Source organism: Paenibacillus sonchi, assembly GCF_016772475.1.
Lineage (GTDB): Bacteria > Bacillota > Bacilli > Paenibacillales > Paenibacillaceae > Paenibacillus_AQ > Paenibacillus_AQ sonchi.
Map to the genome: position 1 here is coordinate 5,160,069 of NZ_CP068595.1, position 26,125 is coordinate 5,186,193.

At 53.7% G+C, this 26,125-nt stretch carries 25 protein-coding genes, 3 pseudogenes and 1 riboswitch; of the genes and pseudogenes, 16 read left to right on the plus strand and 12 right to left on the minus strand.

Features of this window, described 5'->3' with window-relative positions:
- Positions 1-6: 6 nt before the first annotated feature.
- The 7 genes and pseudogenes from JI735_RS23005 (at position 7) to JI735_RS23035 (ending at position 8,003) form a co-directional block, all read left to right on the plus strand.
- Positions 7-1,109, plus strand: a pseudogene (locus JI735_RS23005) (AAA family ATPase).
- Positions 1,106-3,454, plus strand: coding sequence for a DUF5682 family protein (locus JI735_RS23010; protein ID WP_202676478.1), 2,349 nt, complete (start codon positions 1,106-1,108; stop codon positions 3,452-3,454). The pseudogene JI735_RS23005 and the gene JI735_RS23010 overlap by 4 nt, the downstream one beginning before the upstream one ends.
- On the plus strand, positions 3,455-4,666 hold the full coding sequence (locus tag JI735_RS23015) for a VWA domain-containing protein (RefSeq protein ID WP_039839200.1): 1,212 nt from the start codon (positions 3,455-3,457) through the stop codon (positions 4,664-4,666). It begins immediately after the preceding gene.
- Positions 4,667-4,794: 128 nt separating this feature from the next.
- The gene (asd, locus tag JI735_RS23020) at positions 4,795-5,880 is read left to right on the plus strand and encodes an aspartate-semialdehyde dehydrogenase (protein WP_074647715.1); all 1,086 of its coding nucleotides are present in this window, start codon (positions 4,795-4,797) and stop codon (positions 5,878-5,880) included.
- A 99-nt stretch (positions 5,881-5,979) separates the two neighbouring features.
- Positions 5,980-6,198 carry a DUF3934 family protein gene (locus JI735_RS23025; protein WP_051052289.1) on the plus strand — a complete coding sequence of 73 codons (219 nt, stop codon included), beginning with the start codon at positions 5,980-5,982 and terminating at the stop codon, positions 6,196-6,198.
- A 107-nt stretch (positions 6,199-6,305) separates the two neighbouring features.
- Positions 6,306-7,010, plus strand: coding sequence for a pseudouridine synthase (locus JI735_RS23030; protein WP_039839196.1), 705 nt, complete (start codon positions 6,306-6,308; stop codon positions 7,008-7,010).
- 33 nt (positions 7,011-7,043) lie between these two features.
- Positions 7,044-8,003, plus strand: a complete 960-nt coding sequence (locus JI735_RS23035; RefSeq protein ID WP_039839195.1) for a hypothetical protein — start codon at positions 7,044-7,046, stop codon at positions 8,001-8,003.
- A gap of 66 nt (positions 8,004-8,069) precedes the next feature.
- Here the strand turns inward: JI735_RS23035 and JI735_RS23040 are convergent, their stop codons facing one another.
- Positions 8,070-9,887: an ABC transporter ATP-binding protein gene (locus JI735_RS23040; protein WP_039839194.1), complete on the minus strand. Its 1,818-nt coding sequence runs from the start codon at positions 9,885-9,887 to the stop codon at positions 8,070-8,072.
- A gap of 22 nt (positions 9,888-9,909) precedes the next feature.
- A complete protein-coding gene (locus JI735_RS23045) occupies positions 9,910-10,347 on the minus strand; it encodes a MarR family winged helix-turn-helix transcriptional regulator (RefSeq protein WP_039839193.1) in 438 nt (145 codons plus the stop codon).
- A 172-nt stretch (positions 10,348-10,519) separates the two neighbouring features.
- Between JI735_RS23045 and JI735_RS23050 the strand changes: the two are divergent.
- A pseudogene (locus tag JI735_RS23050) lies at positions 10,520-10,789 on the plus strand (GNAT family N-acetyltransferase); the annotation flags it as partial.
- Between the two features lie 84 nt (positions 10,790-10,873).
- On the opposite strand, the gene thiE reads toward JI735_RS23050, so the two are convergent.
- The 7 genes from thiE to JI735_RS23080 form a co-directional block, all read right to left on the minus strand.
- A complete protein-coding gene (gene thiE, locus JI735_RS23055; RefSeq protein WP_039839191.1) occupies positions 10,874-11,530 on the minus strand; it encodes a thiamine phosphate synthase in 657 nt (218 codons plus the stop codon).
- Entirely contained in the window at positions 11,530-12,360 is an 831-nt protein-coding gene (gene thiD / locus JI735_RS23060) for a bifunctional hydroxymethylpyrimidine kinase/phosphomethylpyrimidine kinase (protein ID WP_233183006.1), read from the minus strand. Before thiD ends, thiE begins: the two co-directional genes overlap by 1 nt.
- A gap of 28 nt (positions 12,361-12,388) precedes the next feature.
- The gene (gene thiM / locus JI735_RS23065; protein ID WP_039839189.1) at positions 12,389-13,186 is read right to left on the minus strand and encodes a hydroxyethylthiazole kinase; all 798 of its coding nucleotides are present in this window, start codon (positions 13,184-13,186) and stop codon (positions 12,389-12,391) included.
- A 66-nt stretch (positions 13,187-13,252) separates the two neighbouring features.
- Positions 13,253-14,305 carry an ABC transporter substrate-binding protein gene (locus JI735_RS23070; RefSeq protein ID WP_051052286.1) on the minus strand — a complete coding sequence of 351 codons (1,053 nt, stop codon included), beginning with the start codon at positions 14,303-14,305 and terminating at the stop codon, positions 13,253-13,255.
- Complete coding sequence (locus JI735_RS37465) at positions 14,302-14,724, minus strand: ABC transporter permease (RefSeq protein ID WP_325175535.1); 423 nt, start codon at positions 14,722-14,724, stop codon at positions 14,302-14,304. Before JI735_RS37465 ends, JI735_RS23070 begins: the two co-directional genes overlap by 4 nt.
- Positions 14,724-15,077 carry an ABC transporter permease gene (locus JI735_RS37470; protein ID WP_325175536.1) on the minus strand — a complete coding sequence of 118 codons (354 nt, stop codon included), beginning with the start codon at positions 15,075-15,077 and terminating at the stop codon, positions 14,724-14,726. Before JI735_RS37470 ends, JI735_RS37465 begins: the two co-directional genes overlap by 1 nt.
- Complete coding sequence (locus JI735_RS23080) at positions 15,058-15,825, minus strand: ABC transporter ATP-binding protein (RefSeq protein ID WP_051052285.1); 768 nt, start codon at positions 15,823-15,825, stop codon at positions 15,058-15,060. Before JI735_RS23080 ends, JI735_RS37470 begins: the two co-directional genes overlap by 20 nt.
- 119 nt (positions 15,826-15,944) lie before the next feature.
- Positions 15,945-16,048, minus strand: a riboswitch (TPP riboswitch).
- Positions 16,049-16,395: 347 nt separating this feature from the next.
- Between JI735_RS23080 and JI735_RS23085 the strand changes: the two genes are divergently transcribed.
- From JI735_RS23085 to JI735_RS23095, 3 genes and pseudogenes are all read left to right on the plus strand, one after another.
- Positions 16,396-17,247: an amino acid ABC transporter substrate-binding protein gene (locus JI735_RS23085; protein WP_039839182.1), complete on the plus strand. Its 852-nt coding sequence runs from the start codon at positions 16,396-16,398 to the stop codon at positions 17,245-17,247.
- Positions 17,248-17,304: 57 nt separating this feature from the next.
- Positions 17,305-17,972: pseudogene (locus JI735_RS23090) on the plus strand (amino acid ABC transporter permease).
- A gap of 12 nt (positions 17,973-17,984) precedes the next feature.
- Positions 17,985-18,737 (plus strand): amino acid ABC transporter ATP-binding protein, encoded by a 753-nt coding sequence (locus JI735_RS23095; RefSeq protein WP_039839179.1) that lies wholly within the window; start codon positions 17,985-17,987, stop codon positions 18,735-18,737.
- 227 nt (positions 18,738-18,964) lie between these two features.
- On the opposite strand, the gene JI735_RS23100 is transcribed toward JI735_RS23095, so the two are convergent.
- Entirely contained in the window at positions 18,965-19,639 is a 675-nt protein-coding gene (locus tag JI735_RS23100; RefSeq protein ID WP_039839178.1) for an S-layer homology domain-containing protein, read from the minus strand.
- A 296-nt stretch (positions 19,640-19,935) separates the two neighbouring features.
- Here JI735_RS23100 and JI735_RS23105 point away from each other — a divergent pair, with 296 nt between their 5' ends.
- The gene (locus tag JI735_RS23105) at positions 19,936-20,409 is read left to right on the plus strand and encodes a Fur family transcriptional regulator (protein ID WP_039839177.1); all 474 of its coding nucleotides are present in this window, start codon (positions 19,936-19,938) and stop codon (positions 20,407-20,409) included.
- Positions 20,410-20,533: 124 nt separating this feature from the next.
- Here the strand turns inward: JI735_RS23105 and JI735_RS23110 are convergent, their stop codons facing one another.
- Positions 20,534-21,214, minus strand: a complete 681-nt coding sequence (locus JI735_RS23110) for a TIGR00266 family protein (protein ID WP_039839176.1) — start codon at positions 21,212-21,214, stop codon at positions 20,534-20,536.
- Positions 21,215-21,574: 360 nt separating this feature from the next.
- On the opposite strand from JI735_RS23110, the gene JI735_RS23115 reads away from it, so the two are divergent.
- A complete protein-coding gene (locus JI735_RS23115) occupies positions 21,575-21,859 on the plus strand; it encodes a hypothetical protein (protein ID WP_063822121.1) in 285 nt (94 codons plus the stop codon).
- Between the two features lie 15 nt (positions 21,860-21,874).
- On the opposite strand, the gene JI735_RS23120 is transcribed toward JI735_RS23115, so the two are convergent.
- Complete coding sequence (locus JI735_RS23120; RefSeq protein WP_039839174.1) at positions 21,875-22,708, minus strand: AraC family transcriptional regulator; 834 nt, start codon at positions 22,706-22,708, stop codon at positions 21,875-21,877.
- A gap of 329 nt (positions 22,709-23,037) precedes the next feature.
- Here JI735_RS23120 and JI735_RS23125 point away from each other — a divergent pair, with 329 nt between their 5' ends.
- From JI735_RS23125 to JI735_RS23135, 3 genes are all read left to right on the plus strand, one after another.
- The gene (locus tag JI735_RS23125; RefSeq protein ID WP_039839173.1) at positions 23,038-23,805 is read left to right on the plus strand and encodes a sugar phosphate isomerase/epimerase family protein; all 768 of its coding nucleotides are present in this window, start codon (positions 23,038-23,040) and stop codon (positions 23,803-23,805) included.
- Positions 23,798-24,895: a Gfo/Idh/MocA family protein gene (locus JI735_RS23130; protein ID WP_046503256.1), complete on the plus strand. Its 1,098-nt coding sequence runs from the start codon at positions 23,798-23,800 to the stop codon at positions 24,893-24,895. Before JI735_RS23125 ends, JI735_RS23130 begins: the two co-directional genes overlap by 8 nt.
- Positions 24,896-25,045: 150 nt before the next feature.
- On the plus strand, positions 25,046-26,110 hold the full coding sequence (locus tag JI735_RS23135) for a Gfo/Idh/MocA family protein (protein ID WP_039839156.1): 1,065 nt from the start codon (positions 25,046-25,048) through the stop codon (positions 26,108-26,110).
- The last annotated feature ends 15 nt before the right edge of the window (positions 26,111-26,125 follow it).

Consider the following 26,125-nt stretch of genomic DNA (forward strand, 5'->3'; position numbering starts at 1 on the left):
GTGTCCATGACAACGGAACAAGAACAGCTTAAGGATTATATGCGGCTGCCGGCAGAGGTATTATACCGGGAGGAACTGGAGGCGCTGCGCAAGGAGGACAAAGGCAATATCCCGGCTGGCTGGCAGATGTCTCCGCGTGCCGTGCTGACTTTTATCGCAGGCGGCAAAGCCGGCAAAAAGGTCATAACACCCAAATACATCGGCAACACGCGCCTGATCGAGATGGCGGTCGCCACACTGGTCACAGACCGGGCGCTGCTGCTGATCGGCGAGCCGGGTACGGCCAAATCCTGGCTGTCGGAGAATCTGGCGGCGGCCATCTACGGCAATTCGGGACATGTTGTGCAGGGCACGGCCGGTACCAGTGAAGAGCATGTGCGCTATTCCTGGAATTATGCCATGCTCCTGGCGAATGGTCCTACCCCGGAAGCGCTGGTCAAAAGCCCGATCATGCGGGCTATGGAGGACGGCGGAATTGCCCGGTTTGAAGAGATTTCGCGTTGCGCCTCTGAAGTGCAGGATGCGCTGATCTCCATTCTTTCCGAGAAGACCATCTCTGTGCCGGAGCTTGGCAAGGAGGCAGGGGCACGCAAGGGCTTCTCCATCATTGCCACCGCCAATACCAGAGACCGCGGAGTTAATGAAATGTCGGCTGCACTAAAGCGGCGCTTCAATATTATAGTGCTGCCTGCACCTACGGATATCGAAACCGAGCTGTCCATCGTGAAGAAGCGGGTCGCAGAGATTGCATCGTCCTATAATCTGGGGGCAGCCGTTCCGGCGGATGAGGCGCTGCTTAAGGTTGTGACGATCTTCCGCGAGCTGCGCAGCGGCATGACGCTGGACAAGAAGGAGAAGGTGAAGACTCCCGCAGGGGTCATCTCCACCGCCGAGGCCATCTCGCTGCTGACGAACAGCATGGCGCTTGCCGCCAGCTTCGGGGACGGCGAGCTGACGGACCGCGACCTTGCCGCCGGGCTTCAAGGGGCAGTTGTCAAGGATGACGACAAAGACAAGCTGGTCTGGAAGGAATATCTGGATAATGTGATGAAGAAAAAGGAGCGGAATGGCGCGGTCTCTACCAGGCCTGTAAGGAGATGAACGAGTGAAAGCGACTGCTGAAGCCGGGGTACATATTTTCGGAGTGCGGCACCTGTCTCCGGGCGGCGCGAAGCATCTGCTGGAATACCTGAATGAGCTTCAGCCGACGGCGGTGCTGATCGAAGGCCCAAGCGATGCCACGGATGAAATCCGCCATTTGACGCATCGCTCTACGAAACCTCCGGTAGCCATCTTGGCTTTCACGGAGGATTTGCCGGTACGTACAGCCCTGTGGCCGTTAGCGGTCTATTCACCGGAATATCAGGGCATGAAATGGGCCAGGGACAACGGGGCGGAGGCGGCGTTTATTGATCTTCCTTCCTCGGTAACATTAAGCCTGCAGGATGCTATGCGGCGGGATGGCATTTCCGGGCGGGAAGAAGTGAAGCCTGAAGCAGATGAGGCGGGCGGGCCTTTCACAGAAGGGGATAAGGAACAGGAATCAGTGTACAGCCGGATTGCCCGGCTTGCCGGCGAGCATGACTACGATATGTATTGGGAACGCAATTACGAGCATAACGCGAATGCCGGAGCGTACCGCGCGGCCATTCTTTCGTTCTCCGCCGAAATGCGCCTGCTCTCCGAGAGCAGAGAGCAGCAAGAGCAGCCGAAGGAGCATGCGTATAATGCACTGCGCGAAGCCTATATGCGGCGGCAGATCCGGGAGACCATTGCAGCCGGTCATGCGCCGGACAAAATTGTGGTCATCTGCGGAGCGTACCATGCCTCTGCACTTGCCGATCTATCTGATGTTCTGAACGACAAGGAGCTGGAAGGTCTGCCTTCGCGCAGCACCAAGCTGACGCTGATGCCGTATTCCTACTACAAGCTCTCCACCATGTCAGGCTACGGAGCGGGGAATGGAGCTCCGCAGTACTTTGAGATGATGTGGGAGACGATGGCGGCCGGAAGGCCGGAGGAGCTGGCGCATCTCTATCTGTCTACGGTGGCAAGCCATCTGCGCAGCAGCGGGACTCACCGCTCTACCGCCGAGGTGATCGAGGCGGTGCGGCTGGCGGAGTCGCTGGCTGCGCTGCACGGCGGGAGCGCGCCTACTCTGCGCGATTTACGGGACGCCGCGCAGACGCTGCTGGGCCACGGCGAGCTGTCCGTGATCGCCGACGCCCTGGCGAGGGTGGATGTGGGGACAGCCATCGGCCATCTGGCCGATGGCGTCAGCCAGACCCCCATCCAGGACGATCTGAACCGGCTGCTCAAGCGATATAAGCTGGAGAAGTACAAATCGACGGTAGCCACCGAGCTGCCGCTCGATCTTCGCGAGAACCGCAGAGTGTCCAGCGAGGAAGCCGCCTATCTGGACCTGAACCGGTCGATGTTATTCCATAGGCTGAAGCTGCTGGGCATTACTTTTGCCAAGAACAGGCCCAGCGGGCAAGACGCGGCGACCTGGGCGGAATACTGGATCATCCAGTGGTCGCCGGAGGTGGAGATCCAGGTCGTCGAATCGACACTGCTTGGAGAGACCATTGAAGTTGCTGCTGCGTATATGCTGCGCGAGAAGCTGCAGGCCTGCCGTTCCATCGCTGAGGCCTCGGTGCTTATCCGGATCGCCTGCGAGTGCGGAATGACGGCGCAGATGGAGGAGGCCAGCCGGGTGCTGCAGGGGCTGGCTGTCGACAGCCGCGATGTAGTCGGCATTGCCGCTGCTGCCCGTGAGCTGGCAACGATCATCGGCTTTGGTGACATCCGCAGGGTGGACACCTTGCCGCTCACGCCGCTGCTGGAGGAGCTGTTCCGGCGCGGCTGCCTGTTCCTGCCGGATGCCAGCGGCTGCAATGACGAGGCCGCCGGCCAGATGATTGTGGCGATGAACGAGCTGAACGCCATCTCGCTGGACCACAGCGAAACGGTGGATGAAGCGCTGTGGCTGCAGGAATTGCTGCATCTGTCAGAGCGGGATGACCGCAACCCGCGGCTGTCCGGGTTCGCCTGTGCCATTCTGATGGAGCGTGGAGCGGTCTCTGCTGAAGAGGTTGCATCCGAAGTCTCGCGCCGCTTGTCTCCCGGCATCCCGGCGGATCTCGGGGCGGGCTGGTTTGAGGGCCTGTCGATGCGCAACCGGTATGGACTGCTGTCCAGAATGAGCCTCTGGGAGCAGCTTAACGATTATATCAATGCGCTGGAGGATGATGAATTCAAGCGGGCGCTGGTATTTCTGCGCAGGGCGTTCGGTACCTTCTCGCCAAGGGAGAAAACGATGATCTCCGAGCTGCTCGGCGAGCTGTGGGGGGTGGATACGGAGCAGGCAGCAGAGATTCTTACCGGAGAACTGAAGGAGGAGGAAGTCAAGATGCTGGACGATTTGAATGATTTTGACTTCGGGGATTTGTAGATGAGAAGCGACTACAAGCAAGAGAGCACAGTGACCCGTTGGCGGCTGATTCTGGGCCAGGAAGCCGAAGCCTCGCTTGCAGGCTATAGCGAAGGCGGACAGCTCCGTCTGACTCAAGAGGAAATGATCATGGATTCAGCGCTTGCCGCCATCTATGATGAGACAGGCGGGGGAAGCAGCTCCGGCAATTCTTCTGGCGGCAGAGGCAAAGGGGCAGGGACCGGCCATGCCGCCGTGCATCTCTCCAAATGGCTTGGCGATGTGCGCAGCTACTTCCCTGAAGATGTGGTATCGATTATCCAGAGCGATGCGATGGAACGCCGGGGCTGGAAGCAGCTGCTGTTTGAGCCGGAGCTGCTGGCGGCGGTGAAGCCGGATATCCAGCTGGTAGGCACGCTTCTGTCACTGAAGGGCAAAATCCCGGAGAAGACCAAAGACACCGCAAGAATGCTGGTTAAGGCGCTGGTGGATGACCTGGTCAAGCTGCTGGAGACCGATATCCGCCGCGCCGTTACCGGGGCGCTGAACAAGCGGCAGCATTCTCCGCTGCCGTCCCTCAGCGGGCTGGACTGGAAGCTGACCATCCAGCGGAACCTCAAGCATTATAACCAGGAGCGGCGGTTGATTATTCCTGAGCGGTTTTATTATTTTGACCGGGCGCGCCGGAGCAAGGAATGGACCGTTATTGTTGATATTGACCAGAGCGGATCGATGGCCAGCTCGATTATCTGGGCCTCGGTCATCGGTTCCATCTTCGCCAGCATTCCGGCGCTGAACACCCGTGTAGTGGTCTTCGATACGGAAGTCGTGGATTTGACTGAGCAGTGTGCGAATGATCCGGTGGATATGCTTTTCGGGATTCAGCTTGGCGGGGGAACGGATATCCACAAATCGGTGAAGTACTGCGAGCAGTTCATTGAAGAACCGAAGAAGACGCTGTTTATTATCGTCTCGGATCTGTATGAGAATGGCAATCAGGCCGGGCTGGTCCGGCGGATGCGCGGGCTGCGCGAATCGGGTGTCCGCACGATGACGCTGCTGGCGCTGTCAGATGAAGGCAAACCCTCCTATGATGAACGGCTGGCCGGACAGCTGTCCCGTGACGGTACACCTTGCTTCGCCTGTACGCCGGCCCTGCTGCCCGCACTCGTAGAAGGAGCGCTTAAGGGCCAGGATCTCGGCGAGCTGGCCAAACGTCTCGGGGCTTCCTGACAGCCGATATTTTTTTCCAAATGCCTCTACTTTACAATCACATATTGTGTAAGCTGCATATATCATTTATAATCGGTTATTAAAAAGCACCTATCGATAGGCGCTGCTTGAAAGGAAATGAAATGCTTATGTCAAGTAAGTTGAGAGCGGGTATCGTCGGGGGTACCGGTATGGTGGGCCAGCGTTTTATTGCACTGCTTGAGAATCATCCATGGTTTCAGGTGACGGCTATTGCTGCAAGTGCAAACTCGGCAGGCAAGACTTATGAAGAATCGGTCAAAAACAGATGGAAGCTGTCCACTCCAATGCCAGAAGCCGTCAAAAGCATTATGGTTCAGGATGCCTCCAAGGTGGAGGAAGTGGCTAAGGACGTCGATCTGATTTTCTGTGCCGTTGATATGAAAAAGGAAGAAATTAAGGCGCTGGAAGAAGCCTATGCGCGCACAGGAACTCCAGTCATTTCGAATAACTCGGCGCACCGCTGGACGCCTGATGTTCCTATGGTGATCCCTGAGATCAACCCGGAGCATCTGGAAGTGATCGCCCAGCAGCGTAAACGTCTGGGTACGGAAACCGGCTTTATCGCCGTGAAGCCCAACTGCTCGATTCAGAGCTACATGCCTACATTGCATGCGCTTCAGGATTTCAAGCCTTCGAAGGTTGTAGTTACAACCTACCAGGCGATTTCCGGGGCAGGCAAGACGTTTGCCGATTGGCCGGAAATGGTCGATAATGTTATCCCTTATATTGGCGGCGAAGAAGAGAAGAGCGAGCAGGAGCCGCTGCGGATCTGGGGCAATGTGACGGATGAAGGCATCGTAAAAAGCGAGCAGCCTGTCATTACGACCCAGTGTATCCGTGTGCCGGTTGCTGACGGCCACATGGCCGCTGTGTTCGCTTCCTTTGAGCAGAAACCGTCCAAGGAAGAGATTCTGGAACGCTGGAACAGCTTTCAGGGCCGTCCGCAGGCGCTCGGCCTGCCAAGCGCCCCTAAGCAGTTCATTACCTATTTCGCAGAGGAAAACCGTCCGCAGACGCAGCTGGACCGCGACATCGAGAACGGCATGGGCATTTCGGCCGGCAGACTCCGCGAGGATTCGCTGTATGATTATAAATTTGTCAGCCTGTCCCACAATACGGTAAGAGGCGCCGCCGGCGGCGCGGTGCTGATCGCCGAGCTGCTCAAAGCTGAAGGATATATCCAGCCGAAATAATTCCGCATAAATATTGGGCTAAGCAACAGCCTGCCGGAGGATCTCCGGCAGGCTGTTGGCGTATGAACCTGACATATTGTGCATGAAATGGTAAGATAGATGAAGGCAAGCCGAATACTAAATACCGGGTGGAGTGATCAAGTGGCAAAAAGTAAAGGCGGCGGCACAGGCAGAGGCACAGGGAGCAAAGGCTGGACCCGCTGGAACAAAACGGCTAAGCCTGTGAAGGCGGCCAAAGGTAGACCTGCCGGGGGACCTGGCGGCAAAAGAGCCGCGGCAAAGGGCGGCAGTGCACGACAAACCGGGAGCAGCAAGTAAACAGCCGGTTGCTCATAGATCATCATCCAATGGCATCTGATTTGGACCTGTAGGGATAACACGCGCCGGTCAGATGTTGTTCAATAAGCAAGAGAGCGGAGCCTGTCATGAGAATCAACAAGTACATAAGCGAGAGCGGGCTTTATCCGCGCCGGGAGACCGACAGATTCATTGCTGCCGGGCGGATTACGATCAATGGGCAGCCTTGTACAAAAGGTGCGCAAGTGGAGCCGGGGGACCTTGTAGCCGTCGACGGAGAGCCGGTCACAATGGTCACAAAAAAGCTGGTATATCTGGCACTTAACAAGCCTGCAGGCATTACCTGCACATCCTCCCGTGAGGTAGAAGGGAATATTATTGATTTTGTGGGATACCCGTCCCGGATTTTTGCGGTGGGCAGGCTCGATAAATATTCGGAAGGCCTGATCCTTCTCACCAATGACGGCTCCATCGTGAACCGGATGATGCATGCAGAGAACGGGCATGAGAAGGAATACTTGGTTGCCGTAGACAAACCTGTGACGGATGAGTTTTTGCACAGGATGGCTGCCGGCGTGGATATCCTGGGCACCCGGACTCTGCCATGCGAGACGGGCAGGCTCAGCGATACTGAATTTCGGATTGTGCTCAAGCAAGGGTTGAATCTGCAAATCCGCCGGATGTGCAAGGAGCTGGGTTACCGGGTGCTCCGGCTGGAGCGGATCAGGATTATGAATATTGTACTGAGCGGGCTGGAGAGAGGGCAGTGGAGGCATCTGGAGCAGGCCGAACTGGCGGGACTTTTTGCATTGTTAAACCATTCTGAAGATTAGTAAATATAGAAATGTTGGAGGAGGACTGCGCACATGCGGATTGTCAGTATTTTGGTCATTTTATTGGTTCTTGCCGGTTGTTCATCAAATGGAGGTACAGGGGATTCCGGCAATACAAACTCGAACGAAGCTACTGCGGCTGCTGAATTGGCATCACCCTCGCCGCTGGCCTCACCGGCTGTAACGTCACTTCCCTCTCCGGAAGGTTCTGCTGCGGCAGCTTCCCGGATTGAGGATCAATATAAGGGGTTTGTTCACAAAGACTCTATTGCGCTTAAGAATGACAACTACGAGATTTACTACTGGAACAGCGGTGAATTCAACTACACGCAGTTTGTGGTTGCCAAGAACGGTGAGATCCTTTTTGACAGTAAAGCGAAGGGTTTGGTTTTTGAAGGAGGGTACAGCTTTGATGAGGCCAAGAAGGTTTGGGCAGAAGCGCTACTGCAAAATGACCGGCCGACGCTGTTGTTCAGCCTGGCGGACAACCGGCCGGAATCGGCATTTATTGTTCTTGAGGAAATAAGCGGTGTGCTGCAGGTTACTGTACATGATAATGTTCTGCTGAAATATGAGGATGCCGATCAGGACGGCAAGCTGGAGCTGTTAGCCAGCCCTTATTCCGGCCAGATGCCGCTGGGTCCTGCTTTATTTGCGGTTTATGAACTCAAGGATAACCAATATGTCCCGGACACCGCCAGAACACTGCAATATTATAAAGACCAGCTGCCGCTGAAGGAACAGAATTATAAGTCAGCCCCCACAGAAAATAATTATGAGGCATTGATCGATGTTTATCTGCTCCTGGACCGGCTGGATGAAGCTCAGGCGAAATTCCCCGAGTTCTATAAGTGGGCGGGACAAACGGCTGGAGACGGCGGATTTGTGGACACCTACAGCCAGCTAATCCAAAATGGTTCATACGAACCGGTTAACGGATGGATGGATAAACTCAAACCTCTGGAACACGGCCTTACCCATATACCTAAGTAAAAGAAAATCCGTATTGTGCCGCTCCCTGCATTGGCACAATGCGGATTTTTTTTGGATGCAGACTTATTAAGTCAACACCTTGGGCTCGTACTGCTTGTCGTATAAATCCCTGTATACCCCATGCTGTTCAAGAAGCGACTGATGCGTCCCTGCCTCGACAATGGTCCCGGCCTGCACGACGAGAATCTGGTCCGCCGCCATGATGGTGGAGAGTCGATGGGCGATCACGATGCTTGTCTTGCCCTGGAGCAGGGTATGCATAGCTTGCTGGATATAATATTCCGAGGCAGTATCGAGGGAAGAGGTAGCTTCATCCATGATGATGACCGGCGGATTCTTCAGCAGTACACGGGCGATGGAGATCCGCTGCTTCTCGCCTCCGGACAGCTTGACGCCCCGGTTGCCCACCACGGTGTCATACCCGTCAGGCAGACTCATAATAAAATCATGGATATATGCAGCCTGGCAGACGGTAATGATCCGGTCTTCGCTGGCTCCGGGGTCTGCGTACATCAGATTCTCCCGGATCGTCCCGTTGAACAGATAAGTGTCCTGCGTCACCAGGCCGATCTGCGCACGAAGAGATTCCAGTGTGAAGTCCCGGATATTGCTGCCCCCAATTGTGATGGCACCCGAATCCGTTTCATAGAGGCGCGGGATGAGATTGGTAATGGTTGTTTTGCCCGCTCCGCTGGGGCCGACCAGCGCGGTGAGGGTGCCGGCAGCGGCAGTGAACGAGATTCCGTGCAGCGCTGTTTTATCCGCCTGATAGGCAAAAGAAACCTCATGAAACGTGATATCTCTGCCCTCAGCGCTGATGAACCGGGCTTCCGGCTGATCGACAATCAGCGGCTTCATATCGAAATAATCAAAAATCCGCTCAAACAGCGCTGCTGAGCGCTTGATCTCTACATACAGGTTGGTCATCTGCATCACAGGACCGTACAGCCTGCCGAGCAGGGCGACAAAGGCTACGATGGCCCCTATAGACAGCTCCCCATGGATGAACAGATACCCGCCATACAAGTAAATCAGAAGCGGACCGATACTGGTGAACGTGGACAGAACCATCATGAACCAGCGGCCGGCCATCGATTGCCGGATTTGCAGGCTGGTGGCTTCCGAGTTGACTGTCTGGAATTTGGTATACTCCGCAGATTCTTTCGTGAACAGCTTCATAAGCAGATACCCGCTGATGCTGAGCGTTTCCTGGACGATCTGATTCTGCTCAGAGATTTTCTCCTGGGTCTGCTTGGCCAGCTTCCAGCTGAGATTGCCCATCTTGCGTGTAGGAACTACGAACAAAGGAATCACAAAGATTCCCAGCAGAGCCAGCTTCCAGTTCATAATGAACAACGTTACCGCCGTGGAGACCAGAATGAACAGATTGCTGGCAAAATTGACCACGGTGCTGCTGAACACACCCTGGACTCCCGAAATATCGCTGGTCATCCGCGTGATCACTTCACCCTGCTGGACCCCGGAGTAGAACTGCAGCGGCATCTTTTGCAGATGGCGGTACATCTGATTTTTCATATCGTAGACAATGTGCAGCGAGATAAAGGAATTCAAATAATTCTGCAGCACGCCCAGCAATCCGGATACGACCGTTGTTCCCAGTGAAGCAAGCACAAGCAGAACAAGCAACCGGAAATTTTTATCCGGCAGAGCCTGGTCGATAATCTGCTGAATAAACAAGGGCGGCAGCAGGCCAAGGACAGCAGACACAATCAGCACCGCCATCACGAGCAGCGTCTGCTTCCAGTAAGGAATGAAATATCCGGCTATGCGCAGCAATAGCGCTTTGCTCAGATTAGTTTTTTTGTTCTCATCGTCGAATTTTAAGCGGCCATGACCGCCGTTCGTTCCAAAACCTTGGGACATCCTATCACCGGCTTCTATAGATTTAGGGGTTCAGATGCAGCAGCAGCAGCTTGTTCATGTGAATCAGCTGTTCCAGCTCCTGCGCCGAGAATTGCTCCAGAGCTTCTCCCAGCACCTTATGGGACCAAGCTTCCTCGTTATAACGGAGGCATAACGCCTCGCCTTCTTCCGTGAGATACAGCCTTGTCTCCCTGCGGTCCAGCTCGGAAACTGAACGGGTGACCAGCTCCTTAAGCGCGAGGGCGTCGATTTGCAGACTGACCCGGCTTTTATTGAACACCAGGCGTTCTGTAACCTCTTTCTGGGTCTGCCCGGGGTGCTGCCTCAGGAAATTCAGAATGCCGATCTGATGAACAGTCAGCCCAAGGTTAGCCGCACTTTGATGAGCGAGCCGCTTAAGCTGACGGGCTACTGCAAAAAACGACTGATACACTTCTATGGTTTGTTCCCGATCCGCCATGCTGCACCTTCCTTTGATAAAAAAGTTACTTCTGTAAACTGTTTATAAAGTAAACTAATCAGGCGGCTATGTCAAGGCTGTATAATATTGACTAAGCTGCGTGCAGGTTTATGATTGGTAAGTATGCAGGGCAGATGACCATAGAGAGGGAGGGAGTACATAATGAAAATAGAAACGCATGGCGCATCAGGCGGAATTTGGCATAGGCGTGCTTCAGGAATACTGGGGGCTTGGCATAGGCAGCCATATGCTGTCGGCAGCTATTGCCTGGGCTGCGGCCTGCGGCCTCCGCAAACTGACTTTAAACGTCCTGGAAACCAACAGGAACGCGATCGCATTGTACCGGAAGCTGGGGTTTACAGAGGAAGGTCTTCTGAAGAACGACAAGCTGCTGTCTGACGGAAAGTACTACAACACCGTTGCGATGGGCAGATGGCGCTGAGAGGATGTGGACGTCAGAAAAAAGCACAGCGCCGTATCGTAACCGGCAGCTGTGCTTTTAGGTTGTGGGCATCCAGCTTCGCTGCTACTGCTGAATCACCCGCAGAAAATTCCGGGCGGCACCACGAATGTCGGCAGCTCCGGCGATTGCGGAGATCACAGAGATTCCGTCGGCACCCGCCTGGATTACCGGCCGTGCATTGGCCGCTGTGATTCCGCCGATCCCCACAAGTGGAATGGTAAGTCCGCTGCGGCGCAGCTCCTCAATCACTCCTGTTCCTTGAACCGCTTCAGCATCGTCCTTGGAGGAAGTAGGATACACCGGTCCGACTCCCAGATAATCGGCACCGTCGGCAATCGCCTGCTGTGCTTCCTTCAGGTTATGGGCGGAGACACCGATGATTTTGTGCGCTCCCAGCCGCTCACGGATGGAACGTGCCGGGGCATCCTTCTGCCCCACATGTACGCCGTCTGCGTCCAGGGCAACGGCCAGATCAATGTCATCGTTTACGATAAAAGGAATCTTGCGCTCCCGGCACTTCTGCTGGAGCAGCTGTGCAAGCTCAACATACGCCTGCCCGGTGAAAGCTGTGCTGCCCTTTTCGCGGTACTGGAATAAAGTGATCCCGCCATCCATTGCTTCAACGAGTGTCTCCAGTGGAGTTTTCAGGCAGTTCGCACTGCCCATGATGAAGTACAGCTTCAGCAGTCTGCGTACATGTTCGCTGTCCATCCGCTGCATTAGCGCTGCCCCCTTAGTCTATTCTGGTAGGCAAAGTGATTCGTCGGGCCGTTTCCGGCACCAATATTGATTCCGTCTTCAATAGCCGCCTGGATAAACGCTTTGGCAGTATGAACCGCCTCCGGGACCCATTGGCCTTGTGCCAGTCCGGCCGTGAGGGCTGCGGAAAAGGTGCAGCCGGTTCCATGTGTGTGCCTGGTAGCAATCCGGGGACTCTGCAAATAAATGAACTTCTCACCATCATATAGAAGGTCAGTTACCAGGGCACCTTCCTCATCGTGGCCGCCCTTGAGTACCACATATCGCGGTCCCATGGCGTGGACAAGCCTGGCCGCAGCTTCGCGGTCAGCCATGCCGGAAATCTTCATCCCGGTCAGAATTTCCGCTTCAGGGATATTGGGAGTAATGGCTAAGGACAACGGCAGCAGATCAGCAATTAAAGCCTGAACGGCTTCCTGCTGAAGCAGGGGAGAACCTCCTTTGGCAACCATGACCGGATCGATTACCAGCTTAGTCCAGCCATATTGCCGGAATTTTTGGGCAACGGTGCGGATGAGCCCGCTGCTGAACAGCATGCCGGTTTTAACGGCATCGGGTGTAAGATCCGCCCCGATGGAATCAAGCTGTGCGGCAACGGCTTCCGCCTCCAGCGGATACACACCCTGGACCCCCAGGGTGTTCTGAGCGGTCACTGCGGTGAGCGCAGACATGCCGTATACACCCAGCTCCTGAAAGGTTTTGAGATCCGCCTGGATACCGGCGCCGCCTCCGCTGTCAGATCCGGCGACAGTCAAAGCTTTGAAAACATTAGTCATAGGATGGTTAGTCATAGCAGATTCTCCTTTGGCGAAGCTGTGATCATTGTTCCAAGCGCTGTACACGTGAGCGTTCAGCGTATACTTCCGGAGTCACGAGGGCTAATTGATTCAGAAACTCGGTCTGGAAGCTGCCAACTCCCTGTTGGCGCGTCCGGTTTGCTGCAATTTCAGCGGCAACTCCATAGAAGGATAGCGCTTCGGCAGCAGCTTCAAGCCAGGCTCCGCCGCTGGCCGCGAGGAACGCACCGACAACTGCACTCAGCAGGCAGCCGGTGCCGGTAACCCGGGTCAGAACAGGATGTCCGTTGCTGACCACATAGGTGGTGCGGCCATCTGTGACGACATCTTCCTTGCCGGTGATAATAACAACACACTTCAGCTTCAGCGCGGCTTGCACAGCCAAAGCGGTCACATCGCCGTCGCCGGCTCCGGCATCCACGCCTTTGATGCTCCAGCGCTCGCCGACGACATGGGCCACTTCGGCGACATTGCCGCGCAGCGCGGTAATCTGCATCTGGCTGACCAGCTTATGGGTAACTTCGGTGCGGTAAGCAGTGGCTCCTGCGCCCACGGGGTCAAGCACGACCGGCACGTTATGGCGGTTCGCAGCCTTGCCTGCCAGCAGCATCGATTCAATGGCGTAATCATTCAATGTGCCGATATTCAGCACAACAGCACCAGACATGGCGGCGATCTCCGCAACTTCTTCATGCGCGTCAGCCATAAAAGGCGAAGCCCCCAGCGCCAGCAGCCCGTTGGCGCTGAAATTCGCGACTACAATATTAGTAATGTTGTGCACCAGCGGATTGTTTTCCCGCACTTTGGTTAAGAAAGACATGATGATTCCTCCTCAAAAGTAAATGGCTAATCTAAAGTCAATCAATTGTATAAAATGCAGCACACCTCACAAATTGATAAAAGCGTCCTGCGTCTTGACCCCGCCATGCAGCAGTCCGTTCTCATTCAGCCAGGAATTAACCTTCTCCCATGAGGCTGGGTCCTGATAGCCAAACGGCTCATCGCCGGCATCCATCAAGGGAAGCAGAAGCTTCAGGCTTTTGGTTTCGATTTCTTTGTCCAGGGGGGCGGTAGCTTCCTCATGGGCCATCAGAAGGTCCAGCGCCTCCTGCGGGTGCTCTGCAACAAATTGCTGTCCTTTGCGTGCCGCCGCTATGAACTTCCCGATGTAGCCTTCAGCATTCTGCAAGCCCGGATCGCTTGCCACCAGAACCAGCTCGTAGTAGTCGGGAACGCCGTAATCCGTAGGGTTCAGCGAAATGACCGGATGCCCTTCCTTTTCCAGAATCAGCTGCTCATGGTTAATGAATCCGCCGATAATTCCGTCCACCCGTCCGGCCGAAATGGCCGGAATCAGATCAAAACCCACATCGGTCAGCTTTACTGCGGACGGATCGCCGCCATCGCTTTTGACCATTGTTTTCAGCATGGCTTCGTAGAAGGGAATCGAAGAGTATCCGGCATTTTTCCCTGCCAGCTCTTTCGGGCTTTTGATCCCGCTGTCCGCCGGTACCATCAGATGGTTCAGCGGATGCCGGACGATGGCGGCGACGGACTTCACCGGAATTTGCTCTCCCCGGGCCATCAGCACTTGCGGCTGGTAGCTTAAGGCCAGATCGACTTTGCCGGCGGCTACCAGCTTCAGGGCATCATTGCTGTCCGCAGGCATCTGGATATCCACAGCCAGACCTTCATCTTCGAAATAACCCTTCTGCTGCGCGGCATACAGGAAGGAGTGAACGGCGTTCGGATACCAGTCGAGCATAATCGTCAGCTTGTGGGGCTGGTCAACGTGATTGGCTGAAGCGGAGCTGGCTGGAGCAGCATGGTTGTCCCCTCCACAGCCGCTTACCGCAAGGGCAAGAGATAGGAGCAGCGATAGGGAGAGCAAGGGGCGCTTTCTTTTACTAACTGGATGTTCTGAGGGAAAGATGTTCATCGATGTATGCCTCTTTTCTGCAAAATAATGTTTTCGAGCAGCTTAATACTTAGGAACAGAACGATACCGAGTGCGGATAAAAGAAACACTGCGGCGAACATCTCTGCACTTTGCAGATTGCCCGCCATCCGGCGGCTGAAATACCCGAGTCCCCGGCTACCGCCCAGCCATTCCCCGATTGTTGCGCCAATCACACAGTAGACAATAGAGAGCTTGAGTCCCGAAAACAGCGAGGGCAGTGCCGGGGGAATCTGGGTTTTCCGCAGAATCTGCCAGCGGTTTGCACCTAGTGTAAGCAGTAGCTCTTTGTACACCACACCGCTTTTGTGCAAACCGTCATAAGTGCCGATGACGACCGGAAAAAAAGCGGTCAGAAACACCACCGCCACCTTGCTCCACAGGGTATAGCCAAACCACATTATAAAAATGGGGAGAGCGCGATCAGCGGAATCGTCTGGCTGATGACCAGCAAGGGGTACAGCGCCTTTTCCAGCGGAGAGAACATATGCATTCCGGTACCCAGCAGCACACCGCAGCACACGGACAGCACAAAACCCAGCAGCACCTCCTGCAGCGTAGCGGGCAAATGTTCTCCAAAGAGCAGCAGCCTCTGCTCCAGCATTGCCGTCCATATGGCCGTAGGGGCCGGAAGAATGAAGGCAGGGACAAGCTTTAACCGGGCTTCGCATTCCCAGGCGGCAAGAGTCAGCAGCACCAGCAGGGCGAAAGGACCATATTCGCGTAAAAATGTTCTAAGATATGTACGTCTCATACAGCCTCCGTTCCAAATCCGCCCGTAAAGCAACAAAATGCGGGTCATAGTTCAAGCGGTAATGTCTGGGGCGCGGAAGATCTACCAGGAATTCCTGAACACCGCCGCCAGCGCCGCCGGACATCAGATAGATCCGGTCACTGAGCAGGAGCGCCTCCTCCAGATCGTGGGTGATGAACAGCACGGTCTGCTCCAGACTGCCCCACAGCTCCAGCAGCCAGCGGTGAAGCCCGCGTTTGGTGATGGCATCCAGCGCTCCGAAGGGTTCATCCAAAAGCATGAGCTTATGGCCGGCAGCCAGCGTCCGCAGCATAGCGGTCCGCTGGCGCATTCCGCCGGACAGCTCGTGCGGATAACGCTGCTCTGTACCTTCCAGGCCAAAACGCTCCAGCATATTGCGGATACGCCTTACCGCCTCCGTTTTGCTGCCTGTTCTGTTCAGCTCCCAGGGAAGCAGGCAGTTGTCGAGCACGGTTCTCCAGGGCAGCAGAAGATCCTGCTGAGGCATATAGGCAACCCGGCCCAGGCGTGAGGAAGGATCGGCGGATATCGTTCCAGGAACATTAAGCTCACCGCCGGTCTGCTGAAGCAATCCGGCAATGATTTTGAAAAGTGTGCTTTTACCGCAGCCGCTGGCACCGACCAGAGAAATGAATTCCCCTTGGCGCACATTCATTGACAGTCCGCTGAATACCGGAGTTTCTGGAGATGTGCCGAAAGAATAGGACAGGTCCGTCATTGAGATCATATTCGTATGTGCTAAACCTCCTTTCATTTGCGCGGCAACACAATAAAGACCCACCGGTCTCCGAGTGGAGACAAATGGGTCTGAAAGGTTCAGGCAGTAGACGTATAGCGGCACCGCTGATCGTTTCTGTTCCACTTCCCTCCGCTGGTATGATCCAGATCAGGTTCCAAGGGTCCGAAGCTTCACGCTTCATCTCAGTCGGCAGACTCCCCTAGTGAAATAGCAGGTCAATATTGAATTCGCAATTGCTAATTAATATAGCATATTCAGGCGTGTTGTCAAAGGATCAAAGCTCAGGAAGGTCAGGTTCGCTGGTTGAAGATTCGGACTCAGAAGCGTTAGATCGTTGAACCAGGTTCTTTTTAACGCTGGCGGATTTAGCAGGTTTTTTGGGCAAACTAACACAATCCGGCACATGAATCTGCAAGAAAGTAACCATTAAAACGTTTACAATATAATTCCGATGTTTATAATCGGAAAAGTTCTTGACTCCGCTGACATGCTGGTGTTACTATTCAATTTGCCGGGAAAGCCGGAATATACAGAGATGATGAGAGGGGCTAACTATTTATGAAAAAACTAAGTCTGACTATCCTGATGCTGCTTACGGCGGTACTGGTAGCGGCATGCGGCAATAATACCAACAATGCGGCAGGAAATAATACAACAGCCGGGTCCTCCGCGGCTCCGACTGCAGAAGCTTCAGCTCCCGCTGAACAGAACAGCCTGGATGCAATCAAAGCAAGCGGCAAGCTGCGCATCGGAACCGAAGGCACATATGCGCCGTTTACTTTCCATGATGCCTCGGGCAAGCTTACCGGATTTGATGTGGAAATCGCTGAAGAGGTGGCTAAGCGGCTGGGAGTGAAGCCGGAATTTTTCGAAACCCAATGGGACGGCATTTTTGCCGGGATGGATGCCAAACGCTTTGATGTCATTTTCAATGAAGTTTCGATTACGGATGAGCGCAAGGTGAAATATGATTTCTCCGATCCGTACATTGTCTCCAAGGCGGTATTGATCGTTGGTGAGAAGAATGAAGACATCAAGACCTTTGCGGATCTGAAAGGCAAAAAAGCCGGCCAGTCCCTTACCAGCAATCTGTCCGATATCGCGCGTGAGAACGGTGCGGAGCTTGTGGTCACCGACGGCTTCAACCAGGCGATTGACCTGTTGACCTCCGGCCGGATTGATGCAACCGTGAATGACGGGCTGTCCTACCTGGATCTGAAGAAGCAGAAGCCGGATGTTAAAATTAAGGTTGTCGACGAAATCGCCGAGGGTTCCCAGAGCGCTGCTGTCTTCCTTAAGGGCAACGATGAGCTGGTAGCGGCAGTGAGCGAAGCATTGGCGGCTATGAAAAGTGACGGCACGTACCTGAAGATTTCCGAGAAATATTTCGGTGCCGACGTTTCCAAATAATAACGCATGGACCAGGCGGCTCCGGCCGCCCGAAGTCCGAAGAAGGATGTCTGATCAATGGATGACCGTAAAATACAAATTTTCCTCGATTCCTTGCTGCCCCTGCTCAAAGCCGGGGTGGCTTTTACCATTCCGCTCGCAGTAGTCTCCTTTATTCTGGGCCTGCTGCTGGCCATTTTTACCGCACTTATCCGGCTGTCGCCCTGGACTTTGCCGAAGCTGATCGCCCGGTTCTACGTCTGGATTATCCGCGGAACGCCTTTGCTTGTACAGCTGTTTATTATTTTTTACGGGCTGCCGGCGGTGGGGATTATCCTTGATCCGTTTATTGCCGCAACAATCGGGTTTACGCTCAGTGTAGGGGCTTATTCCTCTGAGGTTGTGCGGGCTGCAATTCTGTCCATACATAAAGGCCAGTGGGAAGCTGCGTTCTCCGTAGGGATGACCCGGGGCCAAGCGCTGCGGAGAGTCATTCTCCCCAGGCAGCGCGTGTTTCGGTTCCGCCTTTGTCGAATTCTTTTATCAGCCTGGTCAAAGACACCTCGCTTGCCGCGACTATCACTTATGTAGAAATTTTCAAAACAGCCCAACAGATTACGGCGACCTCCTATGAACCGCTGCTGCTCTATAGTGAAGCCGCTTTGTTCTACCTGCTGTTCTGTTCCGTGCTGTCGGTTCTGCAAAATTACCTGGAGAAGCGGCTTGACCGTTACTCGGCAAGATAAGGAGGAGCACCTATGATTGAAATTCGTGACTTGCATAAATCCTTTGGTCCCCTCCAGGTGCTGAAGGGTGTCGATCTTACAGTGGAGCACGGCAAGGTACTGGTTATAATCGGTCCTTCAGGCTCCGGTAAAACAACCCTGCTGCGCTGCTTTAATCTTCTGGAACAGCCGGACAGGGGGAGCCTGACCCTGGGCGATATGAAGCTGGAATTCACAGCGGGAGGCAAAATCCCGCAGCGTTCCGTGCTGGCCCTGCGCCAGCGGACCGGGATGGTCTTCCAGTCGTACAACCTGTTTCCGCATATGACCGCTTTGGGCAACGTGATGGAGGGCCAGGTTACCGTCCAAAAACGCACGAAGGAGGAGGCGCGCAAGCGGGCCATCGAGCTGCTGACGAAGGTTGGCCTTGCGGACAAGGCGGATGCCTATCCGCATCAATTATCCGGCGGCCAGCAGCAGCGCGTAGCCATAGCGCGGGCGATGGCCGTGGAGCCGGAGGTGCTGCTGTTCGACGAGCCCACCTCGGCGCTTGATCCGGAGCTGGTAGGCGAGGTGCTCAAGGTAATCAAGCAGCTTGCGGCTGAAGGCATGACGATGGTCATCGTCACCCATGAGATGAAATTCGCTGCGGATGTGGCGGATCAGGTCATTTTGATGGATGGCGGTGTAATTCTGGAGCAGGGCAGACCGGAGCAGGTGCTGGAGCATACAACCCATCCGCGCGCGCTGCAGTTCCTGAACCGCCTTAGCGGTGAGGAAATATAATTGGACCTTAGAGTAAATCACAGTATGGAACACCAAAAAGGCAGTCCGGGAAAATCCGGAACTGCCTTTTTGAAATATAAGAATTTATATGCTTTACGCTATAAATTATCCTTCTATTTCTCGCTGAAACGGGTACCGTCCTAATAAGGACGGCATAGCCGTTTCTACTTGATTGCCAATTCGTCATTCCATACCCAGGGGAGCGGGTGTGGAATGCAGAGCCTATTCTAGCTCTGTGGCGCGGTATTTGTTTTGGATTTCAGGTAATCCAGTGCGTTGTAGAGCATAACGGCTGCTTCGGCGCGGGTGATTTGTTTTTTCGGATTGAATTTGCCGTTTGCATCCAGTGTGTTGATGTTGTATTTCAGCGAGCGCTGAATGCTGCCCTGAAAAGAAGGCTCCAAGGCGTCAGCGTCGGCGATATCTGCAGGGACAATATTGATCATCGGCAGATTGCCAACCTTTTCTATGCCCTGGACCAGCAGATTGGTGAATAATTCCTTGGTCATTGGCTTCGAGGGATCAATATCCGCAGCGATTTCGATCCCGTTGTAATGTGCGTTGACGAAAGCTTCCGCGTACCAGGCATTGTCTTTTACCTTGCTGAAGGTGCTGCTGGCGAGTGGAGCCTTGTTGAAGTCGATAGCCGCCAGGCTCAGTTGAAGACCTCCAGCGATAAACTGGACTCCTTGAGCCGTTGTTACTTTGGAGCCGGGCAGGAACTGGGTGTCGGAGATGCCTTTGATCAATCCTTGCTCCTTCAGGGAATTAATTTTGTCTTTGCCGGTTACGTTGTTGATATCCTTAAAGCTGCTGTCTGCGGCAAAGATGGGTCCGGCAAGTGAAAAAGTAAGAAGCGATACGCTGGTCACCGCTGCAAAAGCGCTTTTTTTGAAGTTCATTATATTTCCACCTTTGTCTGTAGGATTCAGGCTGCTTAGCCTTGTTCAACACCTCAGACGACTCAGAATATGGAAAGGTTGCAGGCAATTAAATTTAACATCTATGAAAGTTTAACCCTTACACGGATTTTTGAAACAGCATTGCGGTAAGGGTATTTCCTCTAGTGCTTATTACCGGTACGGAATGTTATAATGGTGTCAGGCTCTTTTCTTTGGTGGATATTTTTGTTATGCTTATATCGTAACGATTACTAATTAATCTCAGATTGCGCTTCCGGAAAGGTGGGAGACTACACGTGAACCCGATTGCTAATATCAGTCAGCAGTTTGCTGCGCATCATTATAAATTAACGCCACAGCGCGAGGCTATCGTCAGAGTTCTGCTGGATAATGAGAAGGATCATTTGAGCGTGGAAGAGGTCTACATGCTGGTGAAGAACAGCTATCCGCATCTTGGACTTGCAACAGTATACCGTACCCTGGAATTGCTGTGTGAGCTTCATATTGTAGAGAAGATGAATTTTGGGGATGGCGTGGCCCGCTATGATCTGCGGGGGGATGATCATGCCCATATGCACCATCACCTGATTTGCAATGTGTGCGGCAGGCTGGAGGAAATCAAGGACGATTGGCTCCTTGAGCTGGAGCTGCGCCTGGAACGGGAATACGGCTTTAACGTTACCGATCACCGGCTGGATTTCAAAGGCACCTACAATTCATGCAAACGAAGCGGCTGCAAAGGGGAGAAGTCATGTCAGGCTGTCTCTTAAGCCAGCTTGCAGGCATGACGCTTGCAGATACAAGGCGGAGAACGTAGACGGCAGCATGTACACACCCTAAAACGGCATTTCAAGAGCCCGTATACTGTGCTCTGGAATGCCGTTTTTATTAGGTCTAAGGTCTGGAGGGCACAAAAGATTTGATCCATGTTCCAAAACTGCCCGGATTGCGGGACTGCACCAGTACTACGCCCTCGCCCCGGAACCGGCAGACCAGCGCTTCACCACTCGTTAAGCTGTTGAGCCAGCCGGAGGCGGCTTTTTCCACCTTGTAATCCATATAACCCGGCCAAGCCACCAGATGCCCGTTATCGATGATCATTTCTTCGCCCGGTCCGAGATTGATTGCATGAATGGCCCCGAACGATGAGAGGAACACGGTGCCGCTGCCGCTGATTTCAATAATGAAAAATCCTTCCCCGGAGAACAGTCCGCGCGCCAGATTTTGCATCTTCGTATTGACCTGAATGCCATGCGTTCCGGCGAGGAAGCCGTCCTTCTGCACATACAGCTTGTACGATCCGTCGAGCTCGATGGCCTGAATATCACCGATGGCGCCGGGAGAGAGCAGCACTTCACTTTGTCCCCGCGTTGCCGTCAGCTCCTGGAAGAAAAATTTCTCGCCGCTGAGCATTCTGCCCAGCCCCCGCATCAGGCCGCCGTCAACGGTTCCCCTGAGCTCCACGCCCGGCGACATGGCGACCATAGCCCCCATCTCTGCTTTGACACTTTCACCCGGATTCAAATGGACCTTTAGCATGGCAAAAGCACCTTCATATAATACGTCGTATTTCATTCATTTCCCTCCGCATCCATAAGTTACAGTTACAGGCTTTCCCGGTATTCCACTGTTTTGCCCGCCAGCCGGGCGTATTCGATCTCCTTGCGGGTGCTTTGACCCATATAACCTTGCACATTAATAAATGTAATAATTCACGGACGACCGCAATGTTCCATGGAACCTTCTTTTTGAAGGATGCTTGTACCCATCAAGGATACTGTACCCGCAGCTGCTTGTGCAAGCGGACACTGTCAGGCGGGATGATTATAGTCAACTTTACCGGGTAATTCCCCTGAGATTATGTTAAAATTAAAATATCAGCACATTCAGAAAAGGGAATGCTGATCGAATTCACTAAAAGAGGAGTGTTGCCCTATGGCACGCACAAAAACACAAAAAGCTCTGCTCAAGGCAGAACGCTCCGGCACCTGGTGCGCGGAACGGAACCGCAGACTCAATGATCATTACGGAGCCATTTCCCAGCATGTCCGGGTCACCCCGAGCAAGCAGCAAAAACTGAATAAGGTCAAACACAAGGAGCGGATCTTTCAGGATGGCGCTCCTTTTGCATATCCGGGGGAGCAAAAGCCGACTTCTCCCTCTGTAAGATTCCGGAAGAGCGAAATCAAAGGTAAAAATACCTTTGATTGGGCAATCTAAGCGCAGCAGGCTGTATTACGGCAGCGAGGCCGTTTCTGCTTGCCGGCTGTATGCGCGGTACTGCTTGGGAGACATCCCGAACCGGCTCCGGAACAAACGGTGAAAATAAGTGTAGTTGGCGAAGCCGCAGGTCTCGGAGACATGCTCCAGCGGCATCGGGCTGAAGGTAATCCGTTCCCGCGCCATATCCAGCCTGACGTCGTTGACATACTTGACAATGGTTGTCCCAAAAGCCTCCTTGAACAGATGAACCGCCCGGGAGACGCTGATATCCACATGCCCAGCCACATCCTCAAGACGGAACGGATACGCGGCATGCTCCTCTACATATTGCTTCATACGGTAAGCCAGATAGCCTTTGGGCGACACTGCAGGCTGTTCAGACATCAGCCGGTCAATTTCCAGGCATAATATCTGCAGATAACAGGCTGAAATTTCCGGCGAGGGGTTGGACAGGCGGCGCTGCTCCAGCACGATTTGCCGGAAGAGGCCAAGAAAATAGTCGCTGAGCGGCATTGGAAGCACCAGCGGCCGCTGCTTGCGGGTCCACCATTCCTCAATCCAGGGTCCTCCGCAAAAGATATGATAATCACCGCTTTCAATCCGCGGCTTGCCTACGGGATAGCTCTCTTTGTCGATGCTTAGGTAATAAGGGTCGCTCGGAGCGAACAGCATCAGGTCGCCGCTCTCCACGGTGGTCAGAACGCCGTTGACCATTGTCCGGCTGCGGCCTTCGGTCTGCAGGCGCAGAAGATAATAATAGACACTGTCACCGCCCGTCATATGAAATGGCTTGCGGTGGACAGAGAATCCGGCGGATAGTACATGGCAGGGTGCAGTTTGTGTCATAGGTCCTCCAGGGCATCATAATGAAGATTTAAAATGATAAGCAGATTGTTCATGTTTTAATCATATTCTTCATTTTATTATATACGCTTTCATATTACTATGTACCTGAGCAAAAAACGTATAAATGAAGTAAAGGGGGCTTTATAACGGCTCTGATAGCTACATAGACAATCTCAGTGGAAGCAGAGGGTTAAAGTTACAGATATTGGACAGCCAGGTACTTGCAGCCCTTTTGTTCATGTGAGGTGCATCATGTGGGTCCTTCGGGGACGATATGAAGCTTAAATCGAAGTGTAAGTAAATCCAGACCTAGTAGGAGTGAGACGAACATGCTTAAGATCGGCTTGCAGCTGTACACGCTGAGAGAAGAACTGGAACAGGATTTCGAAGGGACGATCCGCAAGGTCGCGGAGCTTGGATATGCCGGCGTGGAGTTTTTCCACTATTTTGGCCGGACAGCAGAGCAAGTGAATGCGCTGCTGCAGGAAACAGGACTCATCGCGCTCGGCGCGCATCGTCCATATGATGCCATGCTGAATGACACGGAGCAGGAAATCAGCTTCAATCTGTCTATTGGCAACCGTAACCTGATCGTGCCTTATTTGACTGAAGAGCAGCGGAATTGGGAAGAGGTTGCCGTTAATCTGCGGAAGATCGGGGAGCAATGCAGCGCCCGCGGCGCCGTGCTTTCTTATCATAATCATGATTTTGAATTCAAAGAGCAATTTGGCGGACGCACCGCGTTTGACGGCATTTTCGAGGAAGTGCCTGCGGATCTGCTGCAAGTGGAAATGGATACCTGCTGGGTGTATTATGCGGGTTATGATCCGGTAGAGTATATTCACAAATACGCCGGGCGTCTGCCGATTATCCATCTGAAGGATATGAAAAAACGTGAAGACGGCTCGGCTGAGACCGTCGTCCTGGGCGAAGGGGAAGTTAAGCTCGGGGCCATTCTGGAGGCGGCGGATGCCGCAGGAGCAGAGTGGGCAGTAGTGGAGCAGGATTTCTGCAGCCGTTCACCGCTTGAAAGTGTAGCAGACAGTATGAAATGGATTAGAGCATATGCCAACCAAGGGGGAAAAGTTCATGTCTAACAAACTCAAAATTGCTATTATCGGTTGCGGTGGTATCGCAAACGGCAAACATATGCCAAGCCTGTCCCGTCAGAACAATGCAGAAATGGTGGCTTTTTGCGACATCATAGAGGAACGGGCACAGGAGGCGGCGAAAACTTACGGTACGGAGGATGCAGCCGTATACACAGATTTCCGTGAGATGCTGGCCGCTGGCGGATTCGATATCGTTCATGTATGTACACCTAACGACAGCCATTCCGTAATTTCAATAGCTGCATTGGAGGCCGGCAATCATGTAATGTGCGAAAAGCCAATGGCCAAAACAACGGCACAGGCTCAGGAAATGCTCGAAGCAGCTCGCCGTACAGGCAAAAAGCTCTCGATTGCTTACCAGAACCGTTACCGCTCGGACAGTGAATATCTGAAGGGGCTCTGCGAGAGTGGCGAGCTCGGCGATATCTATTACGGTAAGGCGATTGCGCTGCGCCGCCGTGCTGTTCCGACGTGGGGGGTATTCCTGGATGAAGAGAAGCAGGGCGGAGGCCCGCTGATCGATATCGGGACACACGCGCTTGATCTTACGCTATGGCTGATGGATAATTATAAGCCGCGTATGGTAGTAGGCTCCACGTTCCACAAGCTGGGACAGAAGAAAAATGCAGCAAATGCCTTCGGTCCATGGGACCCGGAGCAATTCAAGGTGGAAGATTCTGCTTTTGGCTTCATTACTATGGAGAACGGGGCTACAATCTCCCTGGAATCCAGCTGGGCGCTGAATGTATCGGAGTTCCGTGAAGCCCAAACCCTCCTTGCCGGTACCGAGGGCGGTGCGGATATGAAGGACGGCTTGCGTTTGAACGGAGAACGTGCCGGCCGTCTGTACGAAACCAAAGTAGATCTGTCCTCCGGCGGCGTTGCCTTTTACAGCGGAGGTGCGGAGAGCGAATCCGATCGTGAAGCCCGCCTGTGGCTGGAAGCCGTAAGCGAAGACAAAGAACCGGTGGTTAAACCGGAACAGGCTTTGGTAGTTACACAAATTCTTGAAGCAATCTATGAATCCGCACGCACAGGCCGTGCGGTGTACTTCGACGGAAGCTCAGACAAATAACGGGTAACAAAGTTATACAACTGAACTGGAGAACTGCGATCAGGCTGAAGTAACGAAGGGAAAGTCCAGACACTTACTCTAGTTACGGCCAGCCGATTGCATTTATCTTCAGTTCAGTTGTATAGATCTATCAAAACAGGAGTGGAGACCATGAGTTCACACAAGCATACGATCGTCATCGTTGGTTATGGCGGAATGGGAAGCTATCACACACAATTGATTGAGGAGAATGGCCGGCTGGAGGTGGCCGGAACATTCGATCTGCTCGCAGAACGGCGCAGTGCTTCCGAGGCAGCGGGGTATACCGCCTATGCCAGCTATGAAGAAGTTCTGGCAGATCCGAAGGTTGGAACCATACTGATTGCAACGCCTAACGATGTGCATAAGGAAATCGCTCTCGCTGCGTTCAGAGCCGGCAAGCATGTAATCTGCGAGAAGCCGGTCGCGATGTCCTCGGATGAGTTCATTGAAATGACTCAGGCGGCTGAATCAGCGGGACGTGTGCTGATGGTCCATCAGAACCGGCGGTGGGATGAGGACTTCAGGGTCATCAAGGAAATGTACGACCACGGAACGATTGGTTCATTGTTCCAGCTTGAATCCCGTGTCCACGGGGCCAATGGCATACCCGGCGACTGGCGTCATGTGAAGGCTCAGGGCGGCGGCATGCTGCTGGACTGGGGCGTTCATCTCCTGGATCAGCTGCTGTTCATGATTGACAGCAAGGTGGCCAGTGTGAGCAGCAGCTTGAGCTTCATTCTGGGGAATGAAGTGGACGACGGCTTCGAGGCCGTCCTGCAGTTTGAGAATGGCGTCAAAGCTATCGTTGAAGTAGGCACGACGAATTTTATTACCCTGCCTAGATGGTATGTCAAGGGGACGGAAGGCACAGGAGTTATTGAAGACTGGTCCTTAACGGGACGAATCGTCACCCGCAACCAGGAAAGCGAAAAACTGGAGCCTACTCCAATCCGCGCCGGTGTGGGTCTGACCAAAACGATGGCGCCTCCGTCAGAGGGAGCAACAATAACTGAAGCTTTGCCGCCAGCTGCAGAGCTGGCCTCCAGCTTTTATACCAATTTTGCCGATGTCATTGAAGGCGCGGCTGAGCCCATTGTCAAAAATCCCGAGGTGCTGCGCGTGCTGAAGCTGATCGAAGCGATATTTGCGGCAGCGGAAACCAATCAGACCATTAAGGACTTCGATTTGTATTGAAAAGAACCCATTATC

Coding starts and splice junctions, on each gene's coding strand:
- JI735_RS23130 (WP_046503256.1), top strand. CDS start 23,798: ATGTCTAACAAACTCAAAATTGCTATTATCGGTTGCGGTGGTATCGCA.
- JI735_RS23110 (WP_039839176.1), bottom strand. CDS start 21,214: ATGAAATACGACGTATTATATGAAGGTGCTTTTGCCATGCTAAAGGTC.
- JI735_RS23120 (WP_039839174.1), bottom strand. CDS start 22,708: ATGACACAAACTGCACCCTGCCATGTACTATCCGCCGGATTCTCTGTC.
- JI735_RS23080 (WP_051052285.1), bottom strand. CDS start 15,825: ATGATCTCAATGACGGACCTGTCCTATTCTTTCGGCACATCTCCAGAA.
- JI735_RS23115 (WP_063822121.1), top strand. CDS start 21,575: ATGGCACGCACAAAAACACAAAAAGCTCTGCTCAAGGCAGAACGCTCC.
- JI735_RS23045 (WP_039839193.1), bottom strand. CDS start 10,347: ATGGCGGATCGGGAACAAACCATAGAAGTGTATCAGTCGTTTTTTGCA.
- JI735_RS23030 (WP_039839196.1), top strand. CDS start 6,306: ATGAGAATCAACAAGTACATAAGCGAGAGCGGGCTTTATCCGCGCCGG.
- thiD (WP_233183006.1), bottom strand. CDS start 12,360: ATGACTAACCATCCTATGACTAATGTTTTCAAAGCTTTGACTGTCGCC.
- JI735_RS23085 (WP_039839182.1), top strand. CDS start 16,396: ATGAAAAAACTAAGTCTGACTATCCTGATGCTGCTTACGGCGGTACTG.
- JI735_RS23015 (WP_039839200.1), top strand. CDS start 3,455: ATGAGAAGCGACTACAAGCAAGAGAGCACAGTGACCCGTTGGCGGCTG.
- JI735_RS23040 (WP_039839194.1), bottom strand. CDS start 9,887: ATGTCCCAAGGTTTTGGAACGAACGGCGGTCATGGCCGCTTAAAATTC.
- JI735_RS23025 (WP_051052289.1), top strand. CDS start 5,980: ATGAAGGCAAGCCGAATACTAAATACCGGGTGGAGTGATCAAGTGGCA.
- asd (WP_074647715.1), top strand. CDS start 4,795: ATGTCAAGTAAGTTGAGAGCGGGTATCGTCGGGGGTACCGGTATGGTG.
- JI735_RS37470 (WP_325175536.1), bottom strand. CDS start 15,077: ATGAGACGTACATATCTTAGAACATTTTTACGCGAATATGGTCCTTTC.
- JI735_RS23100 (WP_039839178.1), bottom strand. CDS start 19,639: ATGAACTTCAAAAAAAGCGCTTTTGCAGCGGTGACCAGCGTATCGCTT.
- thiM (WP_039839189.1), bottom strand. CDS start 13,186: ATGTCTTTCTTAACCAAAGTGCGGGAAAACAATCCGCTGGTGCACAAC.
- JI735_RS23070 (WP_051052286.1), bottom strand. CDS start 14,305: ATGAACATCTTTCCCTCAGAACATCCAGTTAGTAAAAGAAAGCGCCCC.
- JI735_RS23035 (WP_039839195.1), top strand. CDS start 7,044: ATGCGGATTGTCAGTATTTTGGTCATTTTATTGGTTCTTGCCGGTTGT.
- JI735_RS23125 (WP_039839173.1), top strand. CDS start 23,038: ATGCTTAAGATCGGCTTGCAGCTGTACACGCTGAGAGAAGAACTGGAA.
- JI735_RS23095 (WP_039839179.1), top strand. CDS start 17,985: ATGATTGAAATTCGTGACTTGCATAAATCCTTTGGTCCCCTCCAGGTG.
- JI735_RS37465 (WP_325175535.1), bottom strand. CDS start 14,724: ATGTGGTTTGGCTATACCCTGTGGAGCAAGGTGGCGGTGGTGTTTCTG.
- JI735_RS23135 (WP_039839156.1), top strand. CDS start 25,046: ATGAGTTCACACAAGCATACGATCGTCATCGTTGGTTATGGCGGAATG.
- thiE (WP_039839191.1), bottom strand. CDS start 11,530: ATGCAGCGGATGGACAGCGAACATGTACGCAGACTGCTGAAGCTGTAC.